General features: G+C 59.3%; 18 protein-coding genes. 12 read left to right on the plus strand and 6 right to left on the minus strand.

Annotated features, from left to right (window positions below):
- Window positions 1-41: 41 nt before the first annotated feature.
- The gene (gene mgtA / locus ACSBQQ_RS16220; protein ID WP_049232430.1) at window positions 42-2,750 is read right to left on the minus strand and encodes a magnesium-translocating P-type ATPase; all 2,709 of its coding nucleotides are present in this window, start codon (window positions 2,748-2,750) and stop codon (window positions 42-44) included.
- Window positions 2,751-3,173: 423 nt separating this feature from the next.
- Between mgtA and treR the strand changes: the two genes are divergently transcribed.
- The 3 genes from treR (at window position 3,174) to treC (ending at window position 7,398) form a co-directional block, all read left to right on the plus strand.
- The gene (gene treR / locus ACSBQQ_RS16225; RefSeq protein WP_060428766.1) at window positions 3,174-4,121 is read left to right on the plus strand and encodes a trehalose operon repressor TreR; all 948 of its coding nucleotides are present in this window, start codon (window positions 3,174-3,176) and stop codon (window positions 4,119-4,121) included.
- A 129-nt stretch (window positions 4,122-4,250) separates the two neighbouring features.
- Complete coding sequence (gene treB, locus ACSBQQ_RS16230; protein ID WP_033636857.1) at window positions 4,251-5,666, plus strand: PTS trehalose transporter subunit IIBC; 1,416 nt, start codon at window positions 4,251-4,253, stop codon at window positions 5,664-5,666.
- A gap of 67 nt (window positions 5,667-5,733) precedes the next feature.
- Complete coding sequence (treC, locus tag ACSBQQ_RS16235) at window positions 5,734-7,398, plus strand: alpha,alpha-phosphotrehalase (protein WP_060428768.1); 1,665 nt, start codon at window positions 5,734-5,736, stop codon at window positions 7,396-7,398.
- A gap of 33 nt (window positions 7,399-7,431) precedes the next feature.
- Here treC and ACSBQQ_RS16240 read toward each other — a convergent pair whose 3' ends face one another.
- Window positions 7,432-7,956 (minus strand): NAD(P)H-dependent oxidoreductase, encoded by a 525-nt coding sequence (locus ACSBQQ_RS16240; RefSeq protein ID WP_047729213.1) that lies wholly within the window; start codon window positions 7,954-7,956, stop codon window positions 7,432-7,434.
- A 106-nt stretch (window positions 7,957-8,062) separates the two neighbouring features.
- On the opposite strand from ACSBQQ_RS16240, the gene ACSBQQ_RS16245 reads away from it, so the two are divergent.
- The 3 genes from ACSBQQ_RS16245 (at window position 8,063) to nrdG (ending at window position 11,993) form a co-directional block, all read left to right on the plus strand.
- Window positions 8,063-8,977 carry a LysR family transcriptional regulator gene (locus tag ACSBQQ_RS16245; protein ID WP_060428770.1) on the plus strand — a complete coding sequence of 305 codons (915 nt, stop codon included), beginning with the start codon at window positions 8,063-8,065 and terminating at the stop codon, window positions 8,975-8,977.
- A gap of 244 nt (window positions 8,978-9,221) precedes the next feature.
- On the plus strand, window positions 9,222-11,360 hold the full coding sequence (gene nrdD / locus ACSBQQ_RS16250; RefSeq protein ID WP_060428771.1) for an anaerobic ribonucleoside-triphosphate reductase: 2,139 nt from the start codon (window positions 9,222-9,224) through the stop codon (window positions 11,358-11,360).
- Window positions 11,361-11,528: 168 nt separating this feature from the next.
- Window positions 11,529-11,993 carry an anaerobic ribonucleoside-triphosphate reductase-activating protein gene (gene nrdG / locus ACSBQQ_RS16255; protein ID WP_033636852.1) on the plus strand — a complete coding sequence of 155 codons (465 nt, stop codon included), beginning with the start codon at window positions 11,529-11,531 and terminating at the stop codon, window positions 11,991-11,993.
- Window positions 11,994-12,268: 275 nt separating this feature from the next.
- Here nrdG and ACSBQQ_RS16260 read toward each other — a convergent pair whose 3' ends face one another.
- From ACSBQQ_RS16260 to ACSBQQ_RS16275, 4 genes are all read right to left on the minus strand, one after another.
- Complete coding sequence (locus tag ACSBQQ_RS16260) at window positions 12,269-13,057, minus strand: retron system putative HNH endonuclease (RefSeq protein WP_072269936.1); 789 nt, start codon at window positions 13,055-13,057, stop codon at window positions 12,269-12,271.
- Window positions 13,041-15,581: an N-6 DNA methylase gene (locus ACSBQQ_RS16265; protein ID WP_060428773.1), complete on the minus strand. Its 2,541-nt coding sequence runs from the start codon at window positions 15,579-15,581 to the stop codon at window positions 13,041-13,043. Before ACSBQQ_RS16265 ends, ACSBQQ_RS16260 begins: the two co-directional genes overlap by 17 nt.
- Before the next feature lie 604 nt (window positions 15,582-16,185).
- Entirely contained in the window at window positions 16,186-16,374 is a 189-nt protein-coding gene (locus ACSBQQ_RS16270; RefSeq protein ID WP_230201442.1) for a hypothetical protein, read from the minus strand.
- A 35-nt stretch (window positions 16,375-16,409) separates the two neighbouring features.
- Window positions 16,410-17,465: a permease gene (locus ACSBQQ_RS16275; protein ID WP_060428778.1), complete on the minus strand. Its 1,056-nt coding sequence runs from the start codon at window positions 17,463-17,465 to the stop codon at window positions 16,410-16,412.
- A 227-nt stretch (window positions 17,466-17,692) separates the two neighbouring features.
- Between ACSBQQ_RS16275 and phnF the strand changes: the two genes are divergently transcribed.
- Genes phnF through phnK form a run of 6 tightly spaced genes read left to right on the plus strand, consistent with a single transcriptional unit; the run spans window position 17,693 to window position 22,176 of the window.
- Window positions 17,693-18,421: a phosphonate metabolism transcriptional regulator PhnF gene (phnF, locus tag ACSBQQ_RS16280; protein ID WP_060428779.1), complete on the plus strand. Its 729-nt coding sequence runs from the start codon at window positions 17,693-17,695 to the stop codon at window positions 18,419-18,421.
- Window positions 18,422-18,865 carry a phosphonate C-P lyase system protein PhnG gene (gene phnG / locus ACSBQQ_RS16285; RefSeq protein WP_033652776.1) on the plus strand — a complete coding sequence of 148 codons (444 nt, stop codon included), beginning with the start codon at window positions 18,422-18,424 and terminating at the stop codon, window positions 18,863-18,865.
- 3 nt (window positions 18,866-18,868) lie between these two features.
- Window positions 18,869-19,450: a phosphonate C-P lyase system protein PhnH gene (gene phnH, locus ACSBQQ_RS16290; protein ID WP_060428780.1), complete on the plus strand. Its 582-nt coding sequence runs from the start codon at window positions 18,869-18,871 to the stop codon at window positions 19,448-19,450.
- Window positions 19,450-20,535 (plus strand): carbon-phosphorus lyase complex subunit PhnI, encoded by a 1,086-nt coding sequence (locus ACSBQQ_RS16295; RefSeq protein WP_060428781.1) that lies wholly within the window; start codon window positions 19,450-19,452, stop codon window positions 20,533-20,535. The genes phnH and ACSBQQ_RS16295 overlap by 1 nt, the downstream gene beginning before the upstream one ends.
- On the plus strand, window positions 20,528-21,388 hold the full coding sequence (locus tag ACSBQQ_RS16300) for an alpha-D-ribose 1-methylphosphonate 5-phosphate C-P-lyase PhnJ (RefSeq protein WP_004933420.1): 861 nt from the start codon (window positions 20,528-20,530) through the stop codon (window positions 21,386-21,388). Before ACSBQQ_RS16295 ends, ACSBQQ_RS16300 begins: the two co-directional genes overlap by 8 nt.
- Window positions 21,388-22,176, plus strand: coding sequence for a phosphonate C-P lyase system protein PhnK (gene phnK / locus ACSBQQ_RS16305; RefSeq protein WP_060428782.1), 789 nt, complete (start codon window positions 21,388-21,390; stop codon window positions 22,174-22,176). The genes ACSBQQ_RS16300 and phnK overlap by 1 nt, the downstream gene beginning before the upstream one ends.
- Window positions 22,177-22,184 lie beyond the last annotated feature (8 nt).

Consider the following 22,184-nt stretch of genomic DNA (forward strand, 5'->3'; position numbering starts at 1 on the left):
GGATCACAGTTGCCCCCTCCCGGCCGGAGGGGGCGAGCGGGTTATTGCCAGCCGTAGCGGCGCACGAACCAGCCTTTCACGCACTGGGTCAGCACCATGTAACCGGCGAGGATCAGCACCAGCCACGGGAAGTAACCGAGCGGCAGCGCCTGCAGCTGCAGGAAGCCGGCCAGCGGCGAGAACACCAGGCCGATGCCGGTGGCGATCACCGCCAGCGTCATGATGCACAGCGGCCAGGACGGGCGGCTCTGGATAAACGGAATTTTGCGCGTGCGGATCATATGGACGATCAGCGTTTGTGACAGCAGCCCTTCCACGAACCAGCCGGACTGGAACAGCGTCTGCATTTCCGGCGTATTGGCCTTGAATACCCACCACATCAGGCTGAAGGTCAGCACGTCGAAGATCGAGCTGATCGGCCCGAAGAACACCATAAACCGCCCCAGATCGGCGGAGTTCCAGCGCTGCGGCTGGGTGATCTGATCGTCGTCGACGTTATCGAACGGGATGGCGATCTGCGAGATATCGTACATCAGGTTCTGAATCAACAGGTGTAGCGGCAGCATCGGCAGAAACGGCAGGAAGGCGCTGGCGATCAGCACGCTGAACACGTTACCGAAGTTGGAGCTGGCGGTCATCTTGATGTATTTCAGCATGTTGGCGAAGGTACGGCGCCCTTCGATCACCCCCTGCTCCAGCACCATCAGGCTTTTTTCCAGCAGAATGATGTCAGCCGCCTCCTTGGCGATGTCCACCGCCGAATCGACGGAGATGCCGATATCGGCCGCGCGCAGCGCCGGCGCATCGTTGATGCCGTCGCCCATAAAGCCCACCACGTGCCCCTGGCGGCGCAGCAGTTTGACGATGCGCTCCTTGTGCAGCGGCGTCAGCTTGGCGAACACCGTGGTGCGCGCCGCCGCCTGCGCCAGCTGCTCGTCGTCCATCTGTTCGATCTCGCTGCCGCGCAGCAGACTATCGGCTTCCAGCCCGACGTCCCGGCACACTTTGGCGGCCACCAGCTCGTTGTCGCCGGTGAGGATCTTCACCGTGACGCCGTTCTGTTTCAGCGCCGCCAGCGCCGGTGCGGTGCTCTCCTTCGGCGGATCGAGGAAGGCGACGTAGCCTTCGAGGATCAGATCCGACTCATCCGCCACGCCGTATTCATGGGTTTGCGCCGGCAGGATCTTGTTGGCCACCGCCACCACCCGCAGCCCCTGTTGGTTGAGATCGTCGGTGATGCGGCGAATGCGCGCCAACAGCGCCTCGCTCAGCGGGATCACCTCGTCTTCGTGGCGCACGTGGCTGCAAATCGCCAGCATCTCTTCCAGCGCGCCCTTGCACACCAGCTCGTGATACTCGTTGTCCTTGGCTACCACCACCGACATGCGGCGGCGCACGAAATCGAACGGGATCTCATCCACCTTGCGGTAGTTTTGCAACGCCGCCGGCTGCCGATTCTGCTCCGCGCAGCTCAGCACCGCCACGTCGAGCAGGTTTTTCAGCCCGGTCTGGTAGAAGCTGTTCAGCCAGGCGTAGCGCAGCACCCGTTCGCTGCCGGCGCCGAACGCATCGGTGTGGCGCTCCAGCACGATCTTGTCCTGAGTCAGGGTGCCGGTCTTGTCGGTGCACAGAATGTCCATGGCGCCGAAGTTCTGGATGGCGTCCAGGCGTTTGACGATCACCTTCTGGCGCGACAGCTTCACCGCCCCTTTGGCCAGCGTTGAGGTGACGATCATCGGCAGCATTTCCGGCGTCAGCCCGACCGCCACCGACAGCGCGAACAGCGCCGCTTCCCACCAGTCGCCCTTGGTGTAGCCGTTGATCAGCAGCACGATCGGCGTCATCACCAGCATAAAGCGGATCAGCAGCCAGCTGACCTTGCTGATGCCGCTCTGGAAGGCGTTCGGCTGCTGCTCCTGGCTGGTGACGCGCTGTGCCAGCTGGCCGAAATAGGTGCCGCCGCCGGTGCCGATCACCATCGCCAGCGCGGTGCCGCTGACCACGTTGGTGCCCATGAAGCACAGGTTCTGGCAGTCGAGCGGATCGGCCGCCAGCGCCTGCGGCGCCGCGGATTTTTCCACCGGCAGCGATTCGCCGGTCAGCGCCGCCTGGCTGATGAACAGATCCTTGGCCGACAGCAGGCGCAGATCCGCCGGGATCATGTCGCCGGCCGCCAGCTTGACGATATCGCCCGGCACCAATTGCGCGATCGGCAGCTCCACGTGTTCGCTCTTGCCGGTGAGCGCATCGCTGCGGATCACCGTGGCGGTGTTGCTCACCATCGCTTTCAGCGCATCGGCCGCCCGGTTGGAGCGCGCCTCCTGGATGAAGTTCAGCAGCGTGGAGATCAGCACCATCAGCGCGATCACCAGCGCGCCGGTGAGATCCTCGGTGGCGTACGAGATCATGCCGAGCGCGGTCAGCAGCAGGTTGAACGGGTTGCGGTAGCAGTGCCAGAGGTGTTGCCACCAGGCCTCTTTCTGCTGATCGTCGATGACGTTCTCGCCGCAGCGCCGGCGCACCTGCTCCGCCTCATGGGCGGTGATGCCTTCCGGGTGGCTGTGAAAACGCTCAAACAGCTGCATCGTCTCTGCGGCGGCGCATTCCAGCCGCTGTTGCGCCAGGCCGGCCGGCATATCGTGCGCAGCGCCGCCGACGCCGTCCAGCAGGCTGTCGCGGCGCACCAAACGGCGCGGAAGGCCGCGGGCGAACAGGCCCAGCAGCTGACGGGGGAGTTTTTTCAGTTTCATGGTTCGCACCTCGTCGCCCGGTGCCTCACGGCAGCGGGTAAACGGGGATCGTCATCGGCCGGGCGGATGGCGGGTGCGCCAAAAAGCCTCTGCCAACGCAGATCCTTATTCTTTTTTCAGCAGCAGGAGCGAACGACGAAGCGCGCGCCACCGGTTACCGTGATGTACTTCACCGGTAAAACAGCAGCGCCAGGCGGAAAGGTTTTACCGGTGAACCGAGTGAGTGTCTAAAGCAGTCGGGTCGGGGTCCATATGGGGAATCACCTCCGGTAAAGGGAAAAACAGAGCGGCAGGAGCGGCCGTTCAGCGCAGTGCAACAATCCCGTATTGCCTCAAGATCCGCCTGGGAAAATGAGCTATGCTGACGGACATTGTTTTACAGGCCATTATGTTACGCCTGTCCACCTCAACGAAAAGTAAACCATGCAAAACCGGCTGACCATCAAGGACATCGCACGCCTGAGCGGCGTAGGCAAATCCACCGTCTCACGGGTGCTGAACAACGAAGGCAGCGTGAGCCCGCAGACCCGCGAACGGGTAGAAGCGGTGATCCGTCAGCAAGGGTTTACCCCCTCCAAGTCGGCGCGCGCCATGCGCGGCCAGAGCGACAAAGTGGTGGGCATCATCGTTTCCCGTCTCGATTCGCCGTCGGAAAACCAGGCGGTGCGCACCATGCTGCCGCTGCTGTATCAGCAGGGCTTCGATCCTATCGTGATGGAGAGCCAGTTCGAAACCCGCCTGGTGCAGGAGCACCTGCACGTGCTGCGCCAGCGCAACGTCGACGGCGTGATCCTGTTCGGCTTTACCGGGCTGACCGCGGCGATGCTCAAACCGTGGCAGGAAAAAATGGTGGTGATGGTGCGCGAATACGACGGCTTTTCATCCGTCTGCTACGACGACGCCGGCGCGGTGAACCTGCTGATGGATCGCCTGTACCGGCAAGGGCACCGGCACATCGGCTATCTGGGGGTGCAGCTCAGCGACGCCACCACCGGCCAGCGCCGCTATCAGGCCTATCTCGACGCCTGTGAACGCCTCAAGCTCACGCCGCGCGCCACGCTGGGCGAGCTGAGCTACCAGAGCGGTTTCCAGCACGCCGCCGAAGTGATTGATACACACACCAGCGCACTGATCTGCGCCTCCGACAGCATCGCCCTGGGGGCGATAAAGTACCTGCAGCAGCAGCCGACGCGCGCCATCCAGGTGTGCGCCATCGGCAACACCCCGCTGCTCAGCTTCCTGTTCCCCGATACTCTGTCGGTGGAGTTCGGCTACGGCAGCGCCGGCCTGCTGGCGGCGCAACAGCTGCTGGCGCAGCTCAACGGTGAACAGGGGATCCGCCGCCTGGTGGTGCCCAGCAAACTTTCCTGATTAAAAGACGACCATTTTTTGTCATTTTGTGATCCTCGCCCCAAACCGGGAACGTTCCCATTCCATAAAAAAATCCGAGTGACTAAGCTTTGATCATTACTCAGCCAACACCTCTGCAGGTATCCCATAATGAGCAAAGTAAAACAGCAGGATATTGATCGCCTGATTGTTTTGGTCGGCGGCCGCGAAAACATCGCCACCGTCAGCCATTGCATTACCCGGTTGCGTTTCGTCCTCAACGACCCCAGCAAGGCCAGCCCCAAGGAAATCGAAGAGCTGCCGATGGTCAAAGGCTGCTTCACCAACGCCGGGCAGTTCCAGGTGGTGATCGGCACCGACGTCGGCGACTACTATCAGGCGCTGATCGCCAGCACCGGCGTCAACGAGGCCGACAAAGAACAGGCCAAGGTGGCCGCGCGCCAGAACATGACCTGGACCGAGCGCACCATCTCCCACTTCGCCGAAATCTTCTTCCCGCTGCTGCCGGCGCTGATCAGCGGCGGTCTGATCCTCGGCTTCCGCAACGTGATTGGCGACATCCCGATGTCCGGCGGCCAAACGCTGGCGCAGATGCACCCGGCGTGGAAAACCATTTACGACTTCCTGTGGTTGCTCGGTGAAGCGATCTTCATGTTCCTGCCGGTGGCCATCTGCTGGTCGACGGTGAAAAAGATGGGCGGCACCCCGGTACTCGGCATCGTGCTGGGCGTCACCCTGGTGTCGCCGCAGCTGATGAACTCCTACCTGCTCGGCCAGCAAACGCCGGAAGTGTGGAACTTCGGCTGGTTCGTGATCCAGAAAGTCGGCTATCAGGCGCAGGTGATCCCGTCGATCCTGGCGGGCATGGCGCTGGGCTGGATCGAAACCCGGCTGAAAAAGATCGTCCCCGACTATCTCTATCTGGTGGTGGTGCCGGTGGTTTCGCTGCTGCTGGCGGTGTTCCTGGCGCACGCGCTGATCGGGCCGTTCGGCCGCATGATCGGCGACGGGGTTGCCTGGGCGGTGAAAGCGGTGATGACCGGCAGCTTCGCCCCGGTGGGCGCCGCGCTGTTCGGCTTCCTGTATGCACCGCTGGTGATCACCGGCGTGCACCAGACCACGCTGGCCATCGACATGCAGATGATTCAGAGCATGGGCGGCACCCCGGTGTGGCCGCTGATTGCGCTGTCCAACATCGCGCAGGCCTCGGCGGTGCTCGGCATCATCATCATCAGCCGCAAGGCCAACGAGCGTGAAATCTCGGTGCCGGCGGCGATCTCCGCCTATCTCGGCGTGACCGAACCGGCGATGTACGGCATCAACCTCAAATACCGTTTCCCGATGCTGTGCGCGATGATCGGCTCCGCGATCGCGGGCCTGATCTGCGGCCTGGACGGCGTGATGGCCAACGGCATCGGCGTCGGCGGCCTGCCGGGCATCCTGTCTATCAAGCCGCAGTTCTGGCTGATTTACTCGCTGGCGATTCTGGTGGCGATCGTCATCCCGCTGGTGCTGACCATCATGGTCTACAAACGCAAGGCCGCCCGCGGCGAGCTGCCGGTTTAATTGACGCAAAATGAATGTAGGGGCCCGCTCACGCGGGCCCGTTGTCACGATTCAAAGGTATACAGCTATGAGCAACCCAACCCCCTGGTGGCAGAACGGCGTCATCTACCAAATTTATCCGAAGAGTTTTCAAGACAGCACCGGCAACGGCTACGGCGATTTGGCCGGCGTGACCCGGCGGCTGGACTATCTGCAGGAGCTGGGCGTCGACGCCATCTGGCTGACGCCGGTCTACGTATCGCCGCAGGTGGACAACGGCTATGACGTGGCGGACTACTGCGCCATCGATCCGGCTTACGGCACCATGGCGGACTTCGAGCAGCTGGTCGCCGCCGCCCACCGGCGCGGCATCCGCATCGTGATGGACATGGTGTTCAACCACACTTCGACCGAGCATCCGTGGTTCAAGGCCGCGCAGGATCGCCACAGCCCGTATCGCCAGTTTTACGTCTGGCGCGACGGCGAGGGGGATACGCCGCCGAACAACTGGCGCTCCAAGTTCGGCGGCAACGCCTGGCAGTGGCACGCCGACAGCGGCCAGTACTATCTGCACCTGTTCGCCGTCGAGCAGGCGGATCTCAACTGGGAACACCCGCCGGTGCGCGAAGAGCTGAAGAAAGTGTGTCAGTTCTGGGCAGATAAAGGCGTCGACGGCCTACGCCTCGACGTGATCAACCTGGTGTCCAAGCAGCAGGATTTCCCGTCCGACAGCCAAGGCGACGGCCGCCGCTTCTACACCGACGGCCCGCGCATTCACGAGTTCCTGCAGGAAATGAGCCGCGACGTGTTCCAGCCACGCGGCCTGATGACGGTGGGCGAGATGTCTTCCACCACGCTCGAGCATTGCCAGCAATACGCGGCGCAGAGCGGCGAAGAGCTGTCGATGACCTTCAACTTCCACCATCTGAAGGTAGACTACGCCGGCGGTGAAAAATGGACGCGGGCGGCGCCGGATTATGTGGAGTTAAAACAGATCTTCCGCCACTGGCAGCAGGGGATGCATAACCGCGCCTGGAACGCGCTGTTCTGGTGCAACCACGATCAGCCGCGCATCGTATCGCGCTTCGGCGATGAAGGCGCACTGCGGGTGCCGGCCGCCAAAATGCTGGCGATGGTGCTGCACGGCATGCAGGGCACGCCTTATATCTACCAGGGTGAAGAGATCGGCATGACCAACCCCGGCTTCCGCGCCATCGAGCAGTATCGCGACGTGGAAAGCCTGAACATGTACGCCGAGCTGAGCGCCCAGGGCCGCGGCGACGCCGAACTGCTGGCGATCCTGGCGGACAAATCGCGCGACAACGGCCGCACGCCGATGCAGTGGAGCGCCGCGCCGCACGCCGGTTTCACCACCGGCACGCCGTGGATCGGCTGCGCCGAGAACTACCCGCAGATCAACGCCGACGCGGCGCTGGCCGACCTCGACTCGGTGTTTTACGCCTACCGCCAGCTGATCACCCTGCGCAAGCAGTATCCGCTGCTGACCCACGGCGACTATCAGGATCTGGCGCCGGATCACCCGGCGCTGTGGTGCTATCAGCGCAGCTGGAACGGCCAGCGCCTGCTGGTGGTGGCCAACCTGAGCCGCGAGCCGCTGGCCTGGGCGGCGGAAGGCGTGGAAGCCTCCGCCCAGTGGCGCCCGCTGATGAGCAACTACAGCGACTCGGCGGATCAGCCGCAGGCGCTGACGCTGCGGCCGTTCGAAGCGATATGGTGGCTGCTCGAAGACTGACCCCGCAGGGCGCAGCGATGAATGAACTGCGCCCTACAATGTCCCCATCAGCGCCACCACCCCGGCGGCCGCTTGCGCCAACTGCTCATCGCTCATGTCGGTCACGCCCTGCACCAGGTGCGGCGGCAGATAATCCATGCCGGTCAGGTTAGCCAGCGCGTGGAATGGCAGCAGCAGATCCTGCACCGGATAGCGATTGTAACCTGCCGGCGTGTAGGCCTGCGCGTTGCCGCCGGTGCTCACCACCAGCTGCAGCGGCTTGCCGTGCAGTTTGGTGCCCTCGCTGCCGTAGGCGAAACCATAGGTTAATACCGCGTCCTGCCATTCGCGCAGGATCGCCGGCGAGCTGTACCAGAAAAACGGGAACATCATCACCACCGCATCGTGGCTTTCCAGCAGTGCCTGTTCGCGCGCCACGTCGATGCGGTAATCCGGGTAAGCGCGGATCAGCTCGTGCACGGTCACATTAGGCAGCGGGCGCACGGCCTCGATCAGCGCCTGGTTGATGCGCGACTCGTCGGGGGTGCGATGGGCGGTTAACACTAAAATGCGTGACATAAATGATTCCTTGAACGTAAAGAAGATGAGGCATTTTTCCATTTCTGCCGCTTCAGGTGTAGGCTGTTAAAAGTCACTTCAATTTCAACCGAAAGTATCAACCACTATGTCGCTGCCCTTTGACGTGCACCGCCTGCTGCCGGCCTTCCTCGCCGCCGCGCAGGCGCAAAATTTCTCCGCCGCCGCCCGCCAGCTGGGCGTCACGCCGGCGGCGGTCAGCAAAAATATCCGCGCGCTGGAAGAGAAGCTGGCGCTGCGGCTGTTTCAGCGCAATACCCACAACGTGCTGCTGACCGACGAGGGCAAAGCGCTGCTGGCGCAGGTGGCGCCGCTGTGGCAGGCGTTGGCGGCGACGCTGGAAAGCGCCGGCGGCGAGCGGCAGGCGCCGGCCGGGGTGGTGCGCGTCACGATGATCCCCGGCTTTGGCCGCCAGATGCTGATGCCGTTGATCCCGCAATTTCTGGCGCGCTACCCGCAGATCGATCTCGATCTGGCGCTGGACGCCCGGGTGGTGAATCTGGTGGGCGAAGGCTTCGACGTCGGCATCGGCAGCCGGGTCGATCCCGACAGCCGGCTGGTGGCGCGCCCGCTCTACCCGATGCACATGGTGCTGGCGGCGTCGCCCGACTATCTGGCGCGGCGCGGTGAACCGCAAACGCCGCACGACCTGCTGCGGCACGACTGCCTGCTGCACCGCAACCCCAGCAACGGCCGCCACGTCAAATGGCAGCTACGCCATCAGGGCGAAACGCTGGCGCTGGATCTGAACGGCCGATTGGTGGTGAGCCGCCCGGAAATGTTGCTGGATGCGGCGCTGGCCGGGCTCGGCATCGTCAACCTGGCGCGCTGGTACCTCGAAAAGCACTTTGAGCAGGGCACGCTGCGGCCGGTGCTGGCGGAGTGCTGGCCGCGCCCGGTGCAGCTGTGGCTCTATTACGCCTCGGCGGATCTGCCGCCGCGGGTGCGCGTCTGGGTCGACTTTCTGCTGGAACATTTTCGCGATCGGCCAGTGAGCGATTGACGACTGTTCAGCTTGCGCACGCTCTTCCGTTTTCCTTGTTCTACATCAAAAGAATCGCGCCAATATCTATATATAGTGCATTAAGAATTGCGAACACCTATATATAGTAGTTATCCACAAAATCATCCACACGCCGCCACAGCCCTTACGCGCTGCGGCTTTGCCCTGTGGATAAGCGAAATTTGACGGTTGCTCGCCACGCCAGGCGGGTATGAACGCTCCCTCGGGGAACAAGGAGTACAACGTGAAACCAGTAGTGATTAAGCGGGACGGTTGCCAGGTACCTTTTGACGAAGCGCGCATCGCGCAGGCCATCGAGCGCGCCGCGCTGGCGGTGGGCGTAGTCGACGCCGACTACTGCGCCACCGTCGCCCGCGTGGTCGCTCAGCGCATGGAGCAGCAGCCGCGCGTCGATATCCACGAGATCCAGCAGGCGGTGGAAAACCAGCTGATGGCCGGCGAGTACAAACAGCTGGCGCGCGCCTATATCGAACACCGCCACGATCGCGACGTGGCGCGCGAGCTGCGCGGCCGCCTGAACCAGGAAATTCGCGGCCTGGTCGAGCAGAGCAACCGCGCGCTGCTGAACGAGAACGCCAACAAGGACAGCAAGGTGATCCCCACCCAGCGCGACCTGCTGGCGGGCATCGTCGCCAAACACTACGCCAAGCAGCACATCCTGCCGCGCGACGTGGTACTGGCCCATGAACGCGGCGAAATTCACTACCACGATCTCGACTACTCGCCGTTCTTCCCGATGTTCAACTGCATGCTGATCGATCTGAAAGGCATGCTGACCAACGGCTTCAAGATGGGCAACGCCGAGATTGAGCCGCCGAAGTCGATCTCTACCGCCACCGCCGTGACCGCGCAGATCATCGCCCAGGTCGCCAGCCATATCTATGGCGGCACCACCATCAACCGCATCGATGAAATCCTGGCGCCGTTCGTCGACGAGAGCTTCCGCAAACACCTGCAGGTGGCGGAGGAATGGCAGATCCCGGACGCCAAAGGCTATGCCATGGCGCGCACCGAGAAAGAGTGTTACGACGCCTTCCAGTCGCTGGAGTACGAGGTCAACACCCTGCACACCGCCAACGGCCAGACGCCGTTCGTCACCTTCGGTTTCGGCCTCGGCACCAGTTGGGAATCGCGCCTGATCCAGCGCTCGATCCTGAAAAACCGCATCGCCGGGCTGGGCAAAAACCGCAAGACCGCCGTGTTCCCCAAACTGGTGTTCGCCATCCGCGACGGCCTCAACCACCAGTACGGCGATCCGAACTACGACATCAAGCAGTTGGCGCTGGAGTGCGCCAGCAAGCGCATGTACCCGGACATCCTCAACTACGATCAGGTGGTAAAAGTCACCGGCTCGTTCAAAACGCCGATGGGTTGCCGCAGCTTCCTGGGCACCTACGAGGAAGACGGCGAGCTGGTGCACGACGGCCGCAACAACATCGGCGTCATCAGCCTCAACCTGCCGCGCATCGCGCTGGAGGCGATGGGCGATGAGTCGCGCTTCTGGGCGCTGCTGGATCAGCGCCTACAGCTGGCGAAAAAGGCGCTGATGACGCGCATCGCCCGGCTGGAAGGCATCAAGGCACGGGTGGCGCCAATCCTGTACATGGAAGGTGCCTGCGGCGTGCGGCTCAAGGCCGACGACAACATCGCCGATATCTTCAAGAACGGCCGCGCCTCAATCTCGCTGGGCTATATCGGCCTGCACGAGACCATCAACGCGCTGTTCGGCGGCGAAAACCACGTGTATGACGACGAAGCGCTGCGCGCCAAAGCGGTGGCGATCGTCGCGCGCCTGCGCGCCGCCGTCGACGCCTGGAAAGACGAGACCGGCTACGGCTTCAGCCTCTACAGCACGCCGAGCGAAAACCTGTGCGATCGCTTCTGCCGGCTGGACACCGCCGATTTCGGCGTGGTGCCGGGCGTCACCGACAAGGGCTATTACACCAACAGTTTCCACCTCGACGTGGAGAAGAAGGTCAATCCGTACGACAAGCTGGACTTCGAAGCGCCCTACCCGCCGTTGGCCAGCGGCGGCTTCATCTGCTACGGCGAATACCCGAACCTGCAGCACAACCTGAAGGCGCTGGAAGACGTGTGGGACTACAGCTACAGCCGGGTGCCTTACTACGGCACCAACACGCCGATCGACGAGTGCTACGAATGCGGCTTCACCGGTGAATTCTCCTGCACCAGCAAAGGCTTCACCTGCCCGAAATGCGGCAACCACGACTCGGCCAAGGTCTCGGTCACCCGCCGGGTGTGCGGCTATCTCGGTAGCCCCGATGCCCGGCCGTTCAACGCCGGCAAGCAGGAAGAGGTGAAACGCCGGGTGAAACACCTCGGCAACGGGCAGCTCGGCTGAAAAGCGCCGTGCAGCCTATGCAGAAGCCTGTTCATCAGGCGTGATTGTCGCCGCCAGTTTGCCTTCGGCCAGCGCGCACAAACCGCAGCGTACACGCAGTACGTGAGGATTGGCAGCACTGCCCGGAGGCAAAATGGCCAGTAAAATAGCCTGATGGGCAGGCCTCACATGAATTATCACCAGTACTACCCGATTGACGTCGTCAACGGCCCCGGCACCCGCTGCACGCTGTTTGTCGCCGGCTGTGTGCACCAGTGCCCCGGCTGCTACAACAAAAGCACCTGGCGGCTCAACTCCGGCCAGCCGTTTACCCCGGCACTGGAAGACCGCATCATCGCCGATCTGAACGATACGCGCGTGCCGCGCCAGGGGCTGTCGCTCTCAGGCGGCGATCCGCTGCATCCGGCCAACGTGCCGAGCATCTTAACGCTGGTGAAACGGGTGCGCGCCGAATGCCCCGGCAAGGATATCTGGCTGTGGACCGGCTACCGGCTGGCGGAGCTGGACGCGCAGCAAATGCAGGTGGTGGACAGGATCAACGTGCTGATCGACGGCAAGTTCGTGCAGGATTTGAAAGACCCGGCGCTGATTTGGCGCGGCAGCAGCAACCAGGTGGTGCATAGGTTGCGATGAGCTGGTGGTAAGTGTCTCGACGTGTGTTAGCCCTAGTTCGACCGGGTATGGCTACAGTATGGAGACAATCTGATGGGCGGGTCTGTGCCAAGAGCGGGCATTACTTGCATCATGCCATGTTGGTTTGTGGGATACAGGTAATAAGGGCCCTGCAGTTAAACTCAGGGCCTTGAACTTGCTGATTATCACAGAATAAACAAATCAACTTGGAGCCTAGCTAGTAGGAATAGTGTAAACATACAGAAGAGACCGTCAAAGTCAGCCTCTCTGAAGCTTTAAATTGGATGAGCTAAAACAAGCTCAGCCTGCTGGCCTAGATAAAACCTTGCAGTACTAAAAAAAGATGGCCAGTCACCTGCTCTATTTCTCCGGAATATTGATATGGCAATAGAACTAACAGCTTGGTCTACTGTTTTCCCACTATTCAAACTTTCTGTAATCAGATTATTGAGGTTATCCATAACAGTTTTCCTGAATCTCATTAAGCGCGGAGAGTTCAAATTTAATTTCTCAATTGTTTGGTGTGCCATTTCGACATCTAGCCCTAGTGATAAACACAACTTCTCATTTACAGAAATCTCCCCTGTAGAACGACTGAACCTCCAAATATTTAAGTTAGGTAATCGCAGGGGGTTTAAGATAATTTGATCCAAAATTTTATTACCTTTCGGTACATCGCAAGAATAATTTTCTGGCTCAATATCAAATCTCTCCTCAGGATTAACAACTCTACTTTGATTTCCACCACAGCAAACTGCTAATAAATTGCTCCACTCCAGCCCCCAATTAGGCTCTCCTAGTTCTCGTTTCGACTTTGGGTGAAAATGCTCAATTCGACAGTCATCTAGTGCCCCATTAGTTCCAGACAATAAATCCTGTTCACAATATGCACATAAATTACCTTGATCCGCTCGTAATTGTTGCTGAGTTTCCTGATATCTTGCACTACAACAACGGAAAGCCTCTCCAATTGAGTCCTCATCTCTCTCCCATAAAGCATCAGGGTGGGCAGCTCTGAATGCACCGAATCGATTGGGCTCCACACCCTTATTGATTATTTTCATTGTCACGCTCGAACTCACGAATACGAATATCTGTTTCTAGTCTTTGAAGTTCCGCTTCTGTCTGTCCGCCCCATTCGTATAAAACTTTTTTGAGCTCTAAAGCCTCATCTGTATCCCATTGGTCGGCCTCTACCAATTTAGTGTAACGATTTAATTTTTTAACAATTTCAATGTGTTGAGGCCTAATGCTACCACCTAAAACATCTTCCAACATTCTTGAACTTTCAGATCCGTAAGTACTGGTCCCTTTTACTAATTTCGCTTCGACTGCATCGGCAGAAACAATACGAATAGAATCGGCTTTTACGGTTGTTAGGACCTGAGGACTATGTGTTGTAACAATGAACTGGATTTTCTCAAACAAGTGAGTAAGATCATTAAGAATCTTCTGCTGCCATCTCGGGTGCAAATGAAGCTCAATTTCATCAATTAAGACTATTCCGTTCACTGCTAATGGGTTAGAACTAGTTGGATTGAGTAAATAAGCGCGTCTCACTAAGTCAATGGTAAGTGCAACCATATTTCTATAACCTTCACTCAATTGCTCCAATGTAAGCTTTACGTATTCATTCTTTTCATTTTTCCAATGCACCACAACATCATTACTATCCTTGTCGAATTCTAAGCTCGTGGCTCGTTCTACGATCTGGTAAACAGTTTCGGAAACAAGTCTCTTAGCAGGGTGAATAAATTTGTGGTCTTTGAGTTCATCACGTTTTCTAAGCTCATCAACTTCAATTTTTGAAAACCAGTTTTTTATGATTCCGTAGTTGACCTTGGCATCCAGAGCAGAGTCATAACCTTCTCCACGAACTTCTTTCTCGAATGGATTTATTGCAACTTTAGAGTTTGTAGAATTAAGAGCACGGCTAGTTCCATAATAAGCAATCAGTGGGAATTCAGACTGACTATCTACAAGATGACTAGCATAACTGGTGAGTGCCGTTGTTCCTATTTTAGGGGGTTCAGAAACATCTTTCCCTTTTGCCACGAGATCCCAGCTCAGACTTGATGTTGTTTCAATGGATATCCGGGCATAGCTAGCAATCCCTTTTGAATCTATACGAATATCTGATTTTTTTATCAGTTTCCCTTTTGCGTCAGGCATAGCGGTAAGAAAAGGACCAAGACCACATGCTAGGGCTTCTAGTATTGATGTTTTACCTGCACCATTCTCCCCAACTAATACAGTCAAGCAAGGATGCATTGGAACTTTAAATTCAGAGTAACCTCTGAAATTTTTTACAGTAACTTCACTAACCTTTAGATCTTTACGTACATAAAGTGAAGGATCTAAATTAAAATCTCTCTCTGCAATTTGGCTACGATGCAAGCTAATACTAAATCGGCCATCGCTATGAATAGCTTCCACGATCTCATTGATATTATCTGGCGTGAGAACATTTCTACCTCGAGTAGGCTCATAAAAAAGTGAGGCATCGACAAATTTAACTCCTCTACTATTTGTTATGTTTGATCCTGAATTGAGGACAAGAAGCACGGTTGAGATAGACGTCGAGTAATGGATATTTTTAGGCAGTAGAATTACTTGTTCGATAATCCCATGAGAGACCAAATATTGGCGAACCCTAGCCTCCGAGCCTCCTCTTGTTAAAGCCCCAGAGGGCATACCGACTAATAGCTTGCCTCCCTCAGAAAGGGCCTGCAGCATTGATAAAGTTATAAACCAGTCACTTCTACTTTCTGGTAAATTTCCGGCTATATCTAGCCAATTATTACGCGCTTTATAGTGAATATTATCCCGAGTAGCCTTCGGGATTTTCATTCCAAAAGGTGGAAAAGAAACGATTAGATCATATTTATTTTGCTGATAAGTTGGTTGCGATAAAGAGTCACCAAAATAGTCTCTACCTTTTACCCCCCTAATAATTCTGCTTATTATCAATTTAAAGTAAGCATCCTTGTTAACTTCTTGAGTATCAATAGTAACTATTTTATAATCTATATCAGCAAAAGAAAATGCAGTATTCCCTGCTCCTGCGAACGGGTCACATATTGATTTTGGTTGATAACTCAACCCAATTGCTGCAACCAAGTTGTTTACGTCTCTTGGAGTATAAAATTCACCACCTGATTTGCCTTCATTTTCTGCAAAGAGTAAATCTAGTTCAGACAAAGAAAGCGATGCTATGGAGTGATGTTTACTCATCACGCCATCTTTTATTGCATGGCGAACAAAAGATTCATCAATATTTTCGAATAATCGCAGTGTCTTCTCTAAGTAATCACACAGAAAACCAGATACTTCATTATTAATGAACCCAAGTTGAACGGCACAATTTATCAGTTCATAAGAATAATTGGAAATAGCATTAAAACTATCGAACCTTGGCGCTTCAAAGTGCTGACCTGTATTAGATTGTAGATAGCGAATGAAAAATATTGAATACGCAAGTGAACGATAGCTAGATATAGGTGATGCTCCTCTAACATAATCAAGCATCTTCCATATTTCTCTTGCCTGAGCCTTAGCAAGCTCTAGGTCTTCATCATCATATACCATTTTTTATCTCATTTTTAAATGTAGGGATTATATATCAAAAACAAATTTTAAAATTTCATTATTTATTTTTACTCATCATAAAAAAGATCAGCTCAACTTGCCATCATCTGATTTTTATTAGTATGCTGGCGATATCGCCTTCTTTGTATCCTGCATTCACGACAGCGCTAGCTTCATAGCTTGTAGCAAGTCAACGTTGAGAGCAATAGCTTTTCCACTTGTTCAACCACAAGGGCAGATGTTTCGTATTTGAACTCAAGAGATAACCTCATCTACCTTTCATTGAACACCATATTTGTATTAGTGAAGTTGCTATCCCTTAGTAAGAGTCCATAGTCATCAGGCCACACAATAAGTCCCGTCGGCTAACATGTCTCTGATTTTGTATGGGGGCTGATGGATAAGTCCCATGAAGGTTTCTAAGTCTGTTACGTTATTTAGGGGCTAGATCGGTCCAGATAACCTCGTGAGTACCGACGTCCACCGTGACCTATTATCATTGTCTAAGCAACACAATGTTAGACTCTCTCCTCACCCAAAGCAAACTACTAGCTAATACGTAGATACTAACTGTCCCGGCCTGGATGAACGCAGTCAAAAACTCTCATCGATAACGCTCCCGGATCTTCACCTTGAATAGAGCCATTCGATTTTCTACCTCCGAATGGCTGAGGTAAACCGCGGTGCCGTTTCTTAAACGTTCAAAGGCGGCATCCACCCTCTCACGCAACGCTTGTTCCAGCAACATCGCCTCTACGTCCATTTCAGGTTTATTCCGCGGTTCCATTTCCATCTCCTCCGTTGAGATAGCATCAAGTCACGAATCCGTTACACCAACCCCATCCCCACCACGCCGGTCAGTACGCCGCACAGCGCCACCAGCACCGCCGTCAGGCACAGCGCCCGGGCGGAGAAGGCCTTGTTGAGCATCAACAGCGAAGGCAGGCTGACCGCAGGTAGGGTCATCAGCAGCGCCAGCGCCGGGCCGGCGCCCATGCCCGCCAGCATCATGGTCTGCACGATCGGGATCTCCGCCGCGGTGGGGATAACAAACAGGCAGCCGACGATCGCCAGCGTGATGATCCACAGCAGGCTATTGTCGACGGCGCCGTCGGCGTGCGGGAACAGCCAGACCCGCGCCGCCCCCAGCGCCAGCACCGCCAGCACGTAGATCGGGATGGTCGACCAAAACAGCGCCCACAGCGCTTTGCCCCAGCGGACGAGGAACGGCCGCTCATCGCTCTGCGCCGTCATCACCGGCGGTAGCGGCGCGGCGGGCTGCGGGTCGTTGGCGGTCATGCGCTGCACCAGCCAGGCGATGCCCAGCACCATCACCACGCCCGCCACCAGGCGGATGGCGGCGAACGGCCAGCCGAGCACAAACCCCATGAACACCAGCGTCGCCGGGTTCAATACCGGGTTGGCGAGCCAAAAGGCCAGCGCGGCGCCGCTGGACACCGACTGGCGGCGCATGCCGGCGGCAACCGGCGCGGCGCAGCAGGTGCACATCATGCCCGGCAGCGCGATCAGCGCCCCCAGCACGGTGCCGGAAAAACGCCGGTGGCCGAGCGTGCGCGCCAGCCAGTCGCGCGGGATCAGCACCTGCACCAGCGAACCTAGCAGCACCCCGAGCAGCGCCGCCTTCCATACCGCGGTGAAATAGACCAGCGCGTACTGCCAGGCCGCCAGCCAGGGGCTCGCGGCGCCGTCGGCCAGGATCGATTTGCCGATCGAGTGGCTGTCCGCCGCCACGAAGGCCTTGCCGTAGTAAGGCTGCCATTTGACGTAGTAGAGGCCGACGGCCACCACCAGCAGAAACAGGATCGGTTTCCACAGCGGCCAGGCGCGTGGGGCGTGTTCAGGGGCGTTCAGAGATTGCGGCATGGTAGCGGCCAGAGTCAGTCAACAGTGGCGCCAGCATAGCGCGCCGCCGCCGCCCGTGCACGCCCGGGCTGTCCTAAATAGTTCATCTGTTCGCCACCGACGCGTAACGCGATTGTCATCTGCGCCCGGCACCATGATGCCAACTTGAAAACCACAGGGTAGACGCACGATGAAACGCACTGCTTACGCCTTCATCGCACAGCCATCGGTATGACGAGGTTTTTATTATGATGGAGTTATCTAGACATCCGACCACTTACCCCACCCGCTATCAGCAGATCGCCGCACAGCTGGAACAGGAGCTGCGCACGCAGTACCGCTGCGGCGACTACCTGCCTTCGGAACAGCAGCTGGCCGAACGTTACCAGGTCAATCGCCACACCCTGCGCCGCGCGGTGGATCAACTGGTAGAACGCGGCTGGCTGCAGCGCCGCCACGGCGTCGGCATTCTGGTGCTGATGCGGCCTTACGACTACCCGCTGCACGCCAATACCCGCTTCAGCCAGAACCTGTTCGAGCAGGGCAGCCACCCCACCAGTGAGCGCTTACTCGCCGTCTTGCGCCCGTGCAATGGGCATATCGCCAGCGCGCTCTCGCGTGAAGAAGGCGAAATGGTGATCCACCTGCGCACCCTGCGCCGGGTCAACGGCGTGCCGATGAGCGTGATCGACCACTATCTGCCCGATCTGGACTGGTGGCCGGCGCTGCAGCAGTTCCACAGCGGTTCGCTGCACCAGTTTATCGAACAGCACCTCCAGCAGGCGCTGACCCGCCGCCAGACGCGCATCAGCGCGCGCCGCGCGCAGGCCAAAGAGAGCCGGCTGCTGGAGATCGCCACCCACGCGCCGCTGCTGTGCGTGCGCACCCTTAACGTCCGCAGCGGCGGCGAAGACGTGGCGGAATACTCCGTCAGCCTGGCCCGCGCCGACATGATTGAACTGACGATGGAGCACTGAATGCAAGCCTTAGAGTCGAGACAACGCTGGATGTCGGTGCTGGCGCACAGCCGGCCCGAGCAGCTGCGCAGCCACTGGCAGGCGCTGAACCTCAGCCCGTGTTACCGCAGCATCCGCGCGCCAGAGATCGGCCTGGCCCAGCTGCAGGGGCGCATGGGCGCCACCGGCCGCCGCTTCGTGCTGGGGGACATGACGGTCACCCGCGCGGTGGTGCAGCTGGACAACGGCGGCTACGGCTACAGCTATATCGCCGGGCGCGACAAGGCACACGCCGAGCTGTGCGCGCTGGCCGATGCGCTGCTGCAACAGCCGGAACACGGCGAACGCCTGCAACAACAGCTGATCGCGCCGCTGGCCGCACTGCAGCACGAGCAGCGCCAGCTGCGCGCCCGGGCGATCGCCGCCAGCCGGGTGGATTTCTTTACGCTGGTGCGAGGGGATTAAGCCATGAGTTTATTGACCGGTTTTGAGCAACCGATAGACCAATCGCAGCACGCTTTCCGTTTGATTCTTAAAGCTTTGAGCGAACCGGGCCACCGGGTGACGCTGCCGAACGGCCCGGCCTGGGCGCCGCTGAACGCCGCCAGCACCGCCGCGCTGCTGACGCTGGCCGATCAGGAAACGCCGCTGCAGCTGTGCGCGGCGCTCAAAAGTGAGCAAGTGCTAACAAACATTCGTTTTCACAGCGGCGCGCCGCTGGCCGCCACGGCGCAGGAGGTCTGTTTTGCCCTGTTCGATGAGCAGCTGCAGGCCGCCGATCTGCAGGCGTTGCCGCACGGCACTGAAATCTCGCCGGAGTTCGGCGCCACGGTCATCGTGCAGCTCGGCGAGCTGGAGAACGGCGCCGCGCTGCGCCTGACCGGCCCCGGTATCGAGAGCCAACGCCTGATTGCGCCGCGCCTGCCGCCGGCGCTGCTGGATTATTTGGTCAACCGCCCGCAGCGCTTCCCGCTGGGGCTGGATATTTTGCTGACCTGCGGCGATCGCCTGCTGGCGATCCCGCGGACCACCCGCGTGGAGGTGTGCTGATGTACGTAGCGGTAAAAGGGGGCGAAAAAGCCATTGAGGCCGCCCATCAGCTGCAGGAACAGCTGCGGCGCGGCGACGACGCGCTGCCGGCGCTCGGCGCGGAACAAATCGAACAGCAGCTGGGGCTGGCGGTGGATCGGGTGATGACCGAAGGCGGCATCTACGATCGCGAGCTGGCGGCGCTGGCCATCAAACAGGCCAGCGGCGATCTGGTGGAGGCGATCTTCCTGCTGCGCGCCTATCGCACCACCCTGCCGCGCCTGGCGGTCAGCGAGCCGCTGGCCAGCCAAAACATGCGGCTGGAGCGGCGCATTTCGGCGGTTTACAAGGACTTGCCCGGCGGGCAGGTGCTGGGGCCAACCTACGACTACACCCACCGGCTGCTGGACTTCGCGCTGCTGGCGGAAGGCGAGGCGCCGCGTGCGCCGCAGGCCGACGAACCGCTGCCGGATAACTGCAGCCACGTGTTCGATCTATTGTGTCGCCAGCAGCTGGCGCGGGAGGAACAGGACGACGGCAGCGCGCCGGACGACATCACCCGCAATCCGCCGGTTTACCCCTGCTCGCGCTCGGCGCGCCTGCAGCAGCTGGTGCGCGGCGACGAAGGTTTTCTGCTGGCGCTCGGCTACGCCACCCAGCGCGGCTACGGCCGCAACCACCCGTTCGCCGGCGAGATCCGCACCGGCCACGTTTCGGTGGAGATCGTGCCTGAAGAGCTCGGTTTCGCCATCGATATCGGCGAAATCCTGCTAACCGAGTGCGAAATGGTCAACGGCTTCGTCGATCCCAAGGACCACCCTCCGCACTTCACCCGCGGTTACGGGCTGGTGTTCGGCCGCGCCGAACGCAAGGCGATGGCGATGGCGCTGGTAGATCGCGCATTGCAAAGCCCCGACTACGGCGAAGGCGTCGCCGGCCCGGCGCAGGACGAAGAGTTCGTGCTGGCCCACGCCGACAACGTCGAGGCCGCCGGCTTCGTCTCCCATCTCAAGCTGCCGCACTACGTCGACTTCCAGGCCGAACTGGAGCTGCTCAAGCGGCTGCGACAGGAATACAGCGAGCGCCAGGAGGCCCGCGATGAGTGAAGTATTGACCGGCTATAACCTCGGCTATCTGGACGAGCAGACCAAGCGCATGATCCGCCGCGCTATCCTCAAAGCGGTGGCGATCCCCGGCTATCAGGTGCCGTTCGGCGGCCGCGAGATGCCGATGCCCTACGGCTGGGGCACCGGCGGCATTCAGCTCACCGCCAGCGTTATCGGCCGCGCCGACGTGCTGAAGGTGATCGACCAGGGTGCCGACGACACCACCAACGCGGTGTCGATCCGCCGCTTCTTCCAGCGCGTCGCCGGGGTGGAAACCACCGAACGCACGCCGGAGGCCACGCTGATCCAGACCCGTCACCGCATTCCGGAAACGGCGCTGCGCGAAGACCAGATCCTGATCTATCAGGTGCCGATCCCGGAGCCGCTGCGCTTTATCGAACCGCGCGAAACCGAGACCCGCAAGATGCACGCGCTGGAGGAGTACGGCGTGATGCAGGTGAAGCTGTATGAAGACATCGCGCGCTACGGCCATATCGCCACCACCTACGCCTACCCGGTGAAGGTCAACGATCGCTACGTGATGGATCCGTCGCCGATCCCGAAATTCGACAACCCGAAAATGCACATGATGCCGGCGCTGCAGCTGTTCGGCGCCGGGCGCGAGAAACGCATCTACGCCCTGCCGCCGTTCACCAAGGTGGAAAGCCTGGACTTCGACGACCATCCGTTCAGCGTGCAGCAGTGGGACGAACCCTGCGCGCTGTGCGGCTCGCGCCACAGCTACCTGGACGAGGTGGTGCTCGACGATCGGGGCAACCGCATGTTCGTCTGTTCGGACACCGACTACTGCCGGCAGCAGCTGGCGCAATCTTCGCAAGAGGCGCAGCACTGATGACTTTCACCCCTTTGAGCACCACCCCGCTGCTGTCGGTGAACCGGCTCACCCACCTGTACGCCCCCGGCAAGGGCTTCAGCGACGTGTCGTTCGACATCTACCCCGGCGAAGTGCTGGGCATCGTCGGCGAATCCGGCTCCGGCAAAACCACGCTGCTGAAATCGATCTCGGCGCGGCTGGCGCCGCAGCGCGGGCAGATCCTTTACCGCCCGCAGGCGGGCCAGGAACACGACCTGTACGCCATGGCGGAGAGCGATCGCCGCTGCCTGCTGCGCACCGACTGGGGCGTGGTGCACCAGCACCCGCTCGACGGCCTGCGGCCGCAGGTCTCCGCCGGCGGCAACATCGGCGAACGGCTGATGGCCATCGGCCAGCGCCACTATGGCGACATTCGCCGCCAGGCCGGCCAGTGGCTGGAAGACGTCGAAATCCCGCTGTCGCGCCTCGACGATCTGCCGACCACCTTCTCCGGCGGCATGCAGCAGCGGCTGCAGATCGCCCGCAACCTGGTCACCCACCCCAAGCTGGTGTTTATGGATGAGCCGACCGGCGGGCTGGACGTGTCGGTGCAGGCGCGCCTGCTCGATCTGCTGCGCAGCCTGGTGGTGGAAATGCAGCTGGCGGCGGTGATCGTTACCCACGATCTCGGCGTGGCGCGGCTGCTGGCCCACCGCCTGCTGGTGATGAAACAGGGCGAAGTGGTGGAGAGCGGCCTGACCGACCGGGTGCTGGACGATCCGCACCATCCTTATACTCAGCTGCTGGTTTCTTCGGTGCTGTCGTAACCCAAGGC

Origin of the sequence: Serratia sp. G204Y, assembly GCF_051172435.1 — a bacterium.
Lineage (GTDB): Bacteria > Pseudomonadota > Gammaproteobacteria > Enterobacterales > Enterobacteriaceae > Serratia > Serratia sarumanii.

Excerpts from the sequence above, each read along its gene's own strand:
- phnH (WP_060428780.1), top strand. The coding sequence starts at position 18,869 with ATGAGTTTATTGACCGGTTTTGAGCAACCGATAGACCAATCGCAGCAC.
- ACSBQQ_RS16265 (WP_060428773.1), bottom strand. The coding sequence starts at position 15,581 with ATGGTATATGATGATGAAGACCTAGAGCTTGCTAAGGCTCAGGCAAGA.
- treR (WP_060428766.1), top strand. The coding sequence starts at position 3,174 with ATGCAAAACCGGCTGACCATCAAGGACATCGCACGCCTGAGCGGCGTA.
- nrdG (WP_033636852.1), top strand. The coding sequence starts at position 11,529 with ATGAATTATCACCAGTACTACCCGATTGACGTCGTCAACGGCCCCGGC.
- ACSBQQ_RS16240 (WP_047729213.1), bottom strand. The coding sequence starts at position 7,956 with ATGTCACGCATTTTAGTGTTAACCGCCCATCGCACCCCCGACGAGTCG.
- treB (WP_033636857.1), top strand. The coding sequence starts at position 4,251 with ATGAGCAAAGTAAAACAGCAGGATATTGATCGCCTGATTGTTTTGGTC.
- ACSBQQ_RS16270 (WP_230201442.1), bottom strand. The coding sequence starts at position 16,374 with ATGGAAATGGAACCGCGGAATAAACCTGAAATGGACGTAGAGGCGATG.
- ACSBQQ_RS16260 (WP_072269936.1), bottom strand. The coding sequence starts at position 13,057 with ATGAAAATAATCAATAAGGGTGTGGAGCCCAATCGATTCGGTGCATTC.
- ACSBQQ_RS16300 (WP_004933420.1), top strand. The coding sequence starts at position 20,528 with ATGAGTGAAGTATTGACCGGCTATAACCTCGGCTATCTGGACGAGCAG.
- ACSBQQ_RS16295 (WP_060428781.1), top strand. The coding sequence starts at position 19,450 with ATGTACGTAGCGGTAAAAGGGGGCGAAAAAGCCATTGAGGCCGCCCAT.
- phnF (WP_060428779.1), top strand. The coding sequence starts at position 17,693 with ATGATGGAGTTATCTAGACATCCGACCACTTACCCCACCCGCTATCAG.
- ACSBQQ_RS16275 (WP_060428778.1), bottom strand. The coding sequence starts at position 17,465 with ATGCCGCAATCTCTGAACGCCCCTGAACACGCCCCACGCGCCTGGCCG.
- phnK (WP_060428782.1), top strand. The coding sequence starts at position 21,388 with ATGACTTTCACCCCTTTGAGCACCACCCCGCTGCTGTCGGTGAACCGG.
- treC (WP_060428768.1), top strand. The coding sequence starts at position 5,734 with ATGAGCAACCCAACCCCCTGGTGGCAGAACGGCGTCATCTACCAAATT.
- phnG (WP_033652776.1), top strand. The coding sequence starts at position 18,422 with ATGCAAGCCTTAGAGTCGAGACAACGCTGGATGTCGGTGCTGGCGCAC.
- ACSBQQ_RS16245 (WP_060428770.1), top strand. The coding sequence starts at position 8,063 with ATGTCGCTGCCCTTTGACGTGCACCGCCTGCTGCCGGCCTTCCTCGCC.
- mgtA (WP_049232430.1), bottom strand. The coding sequence starts at position 2,750 with ATGAAACTGAAAAAACTCCCCCGTCAGCTGCTGGGCCTGTTCGCCCGC.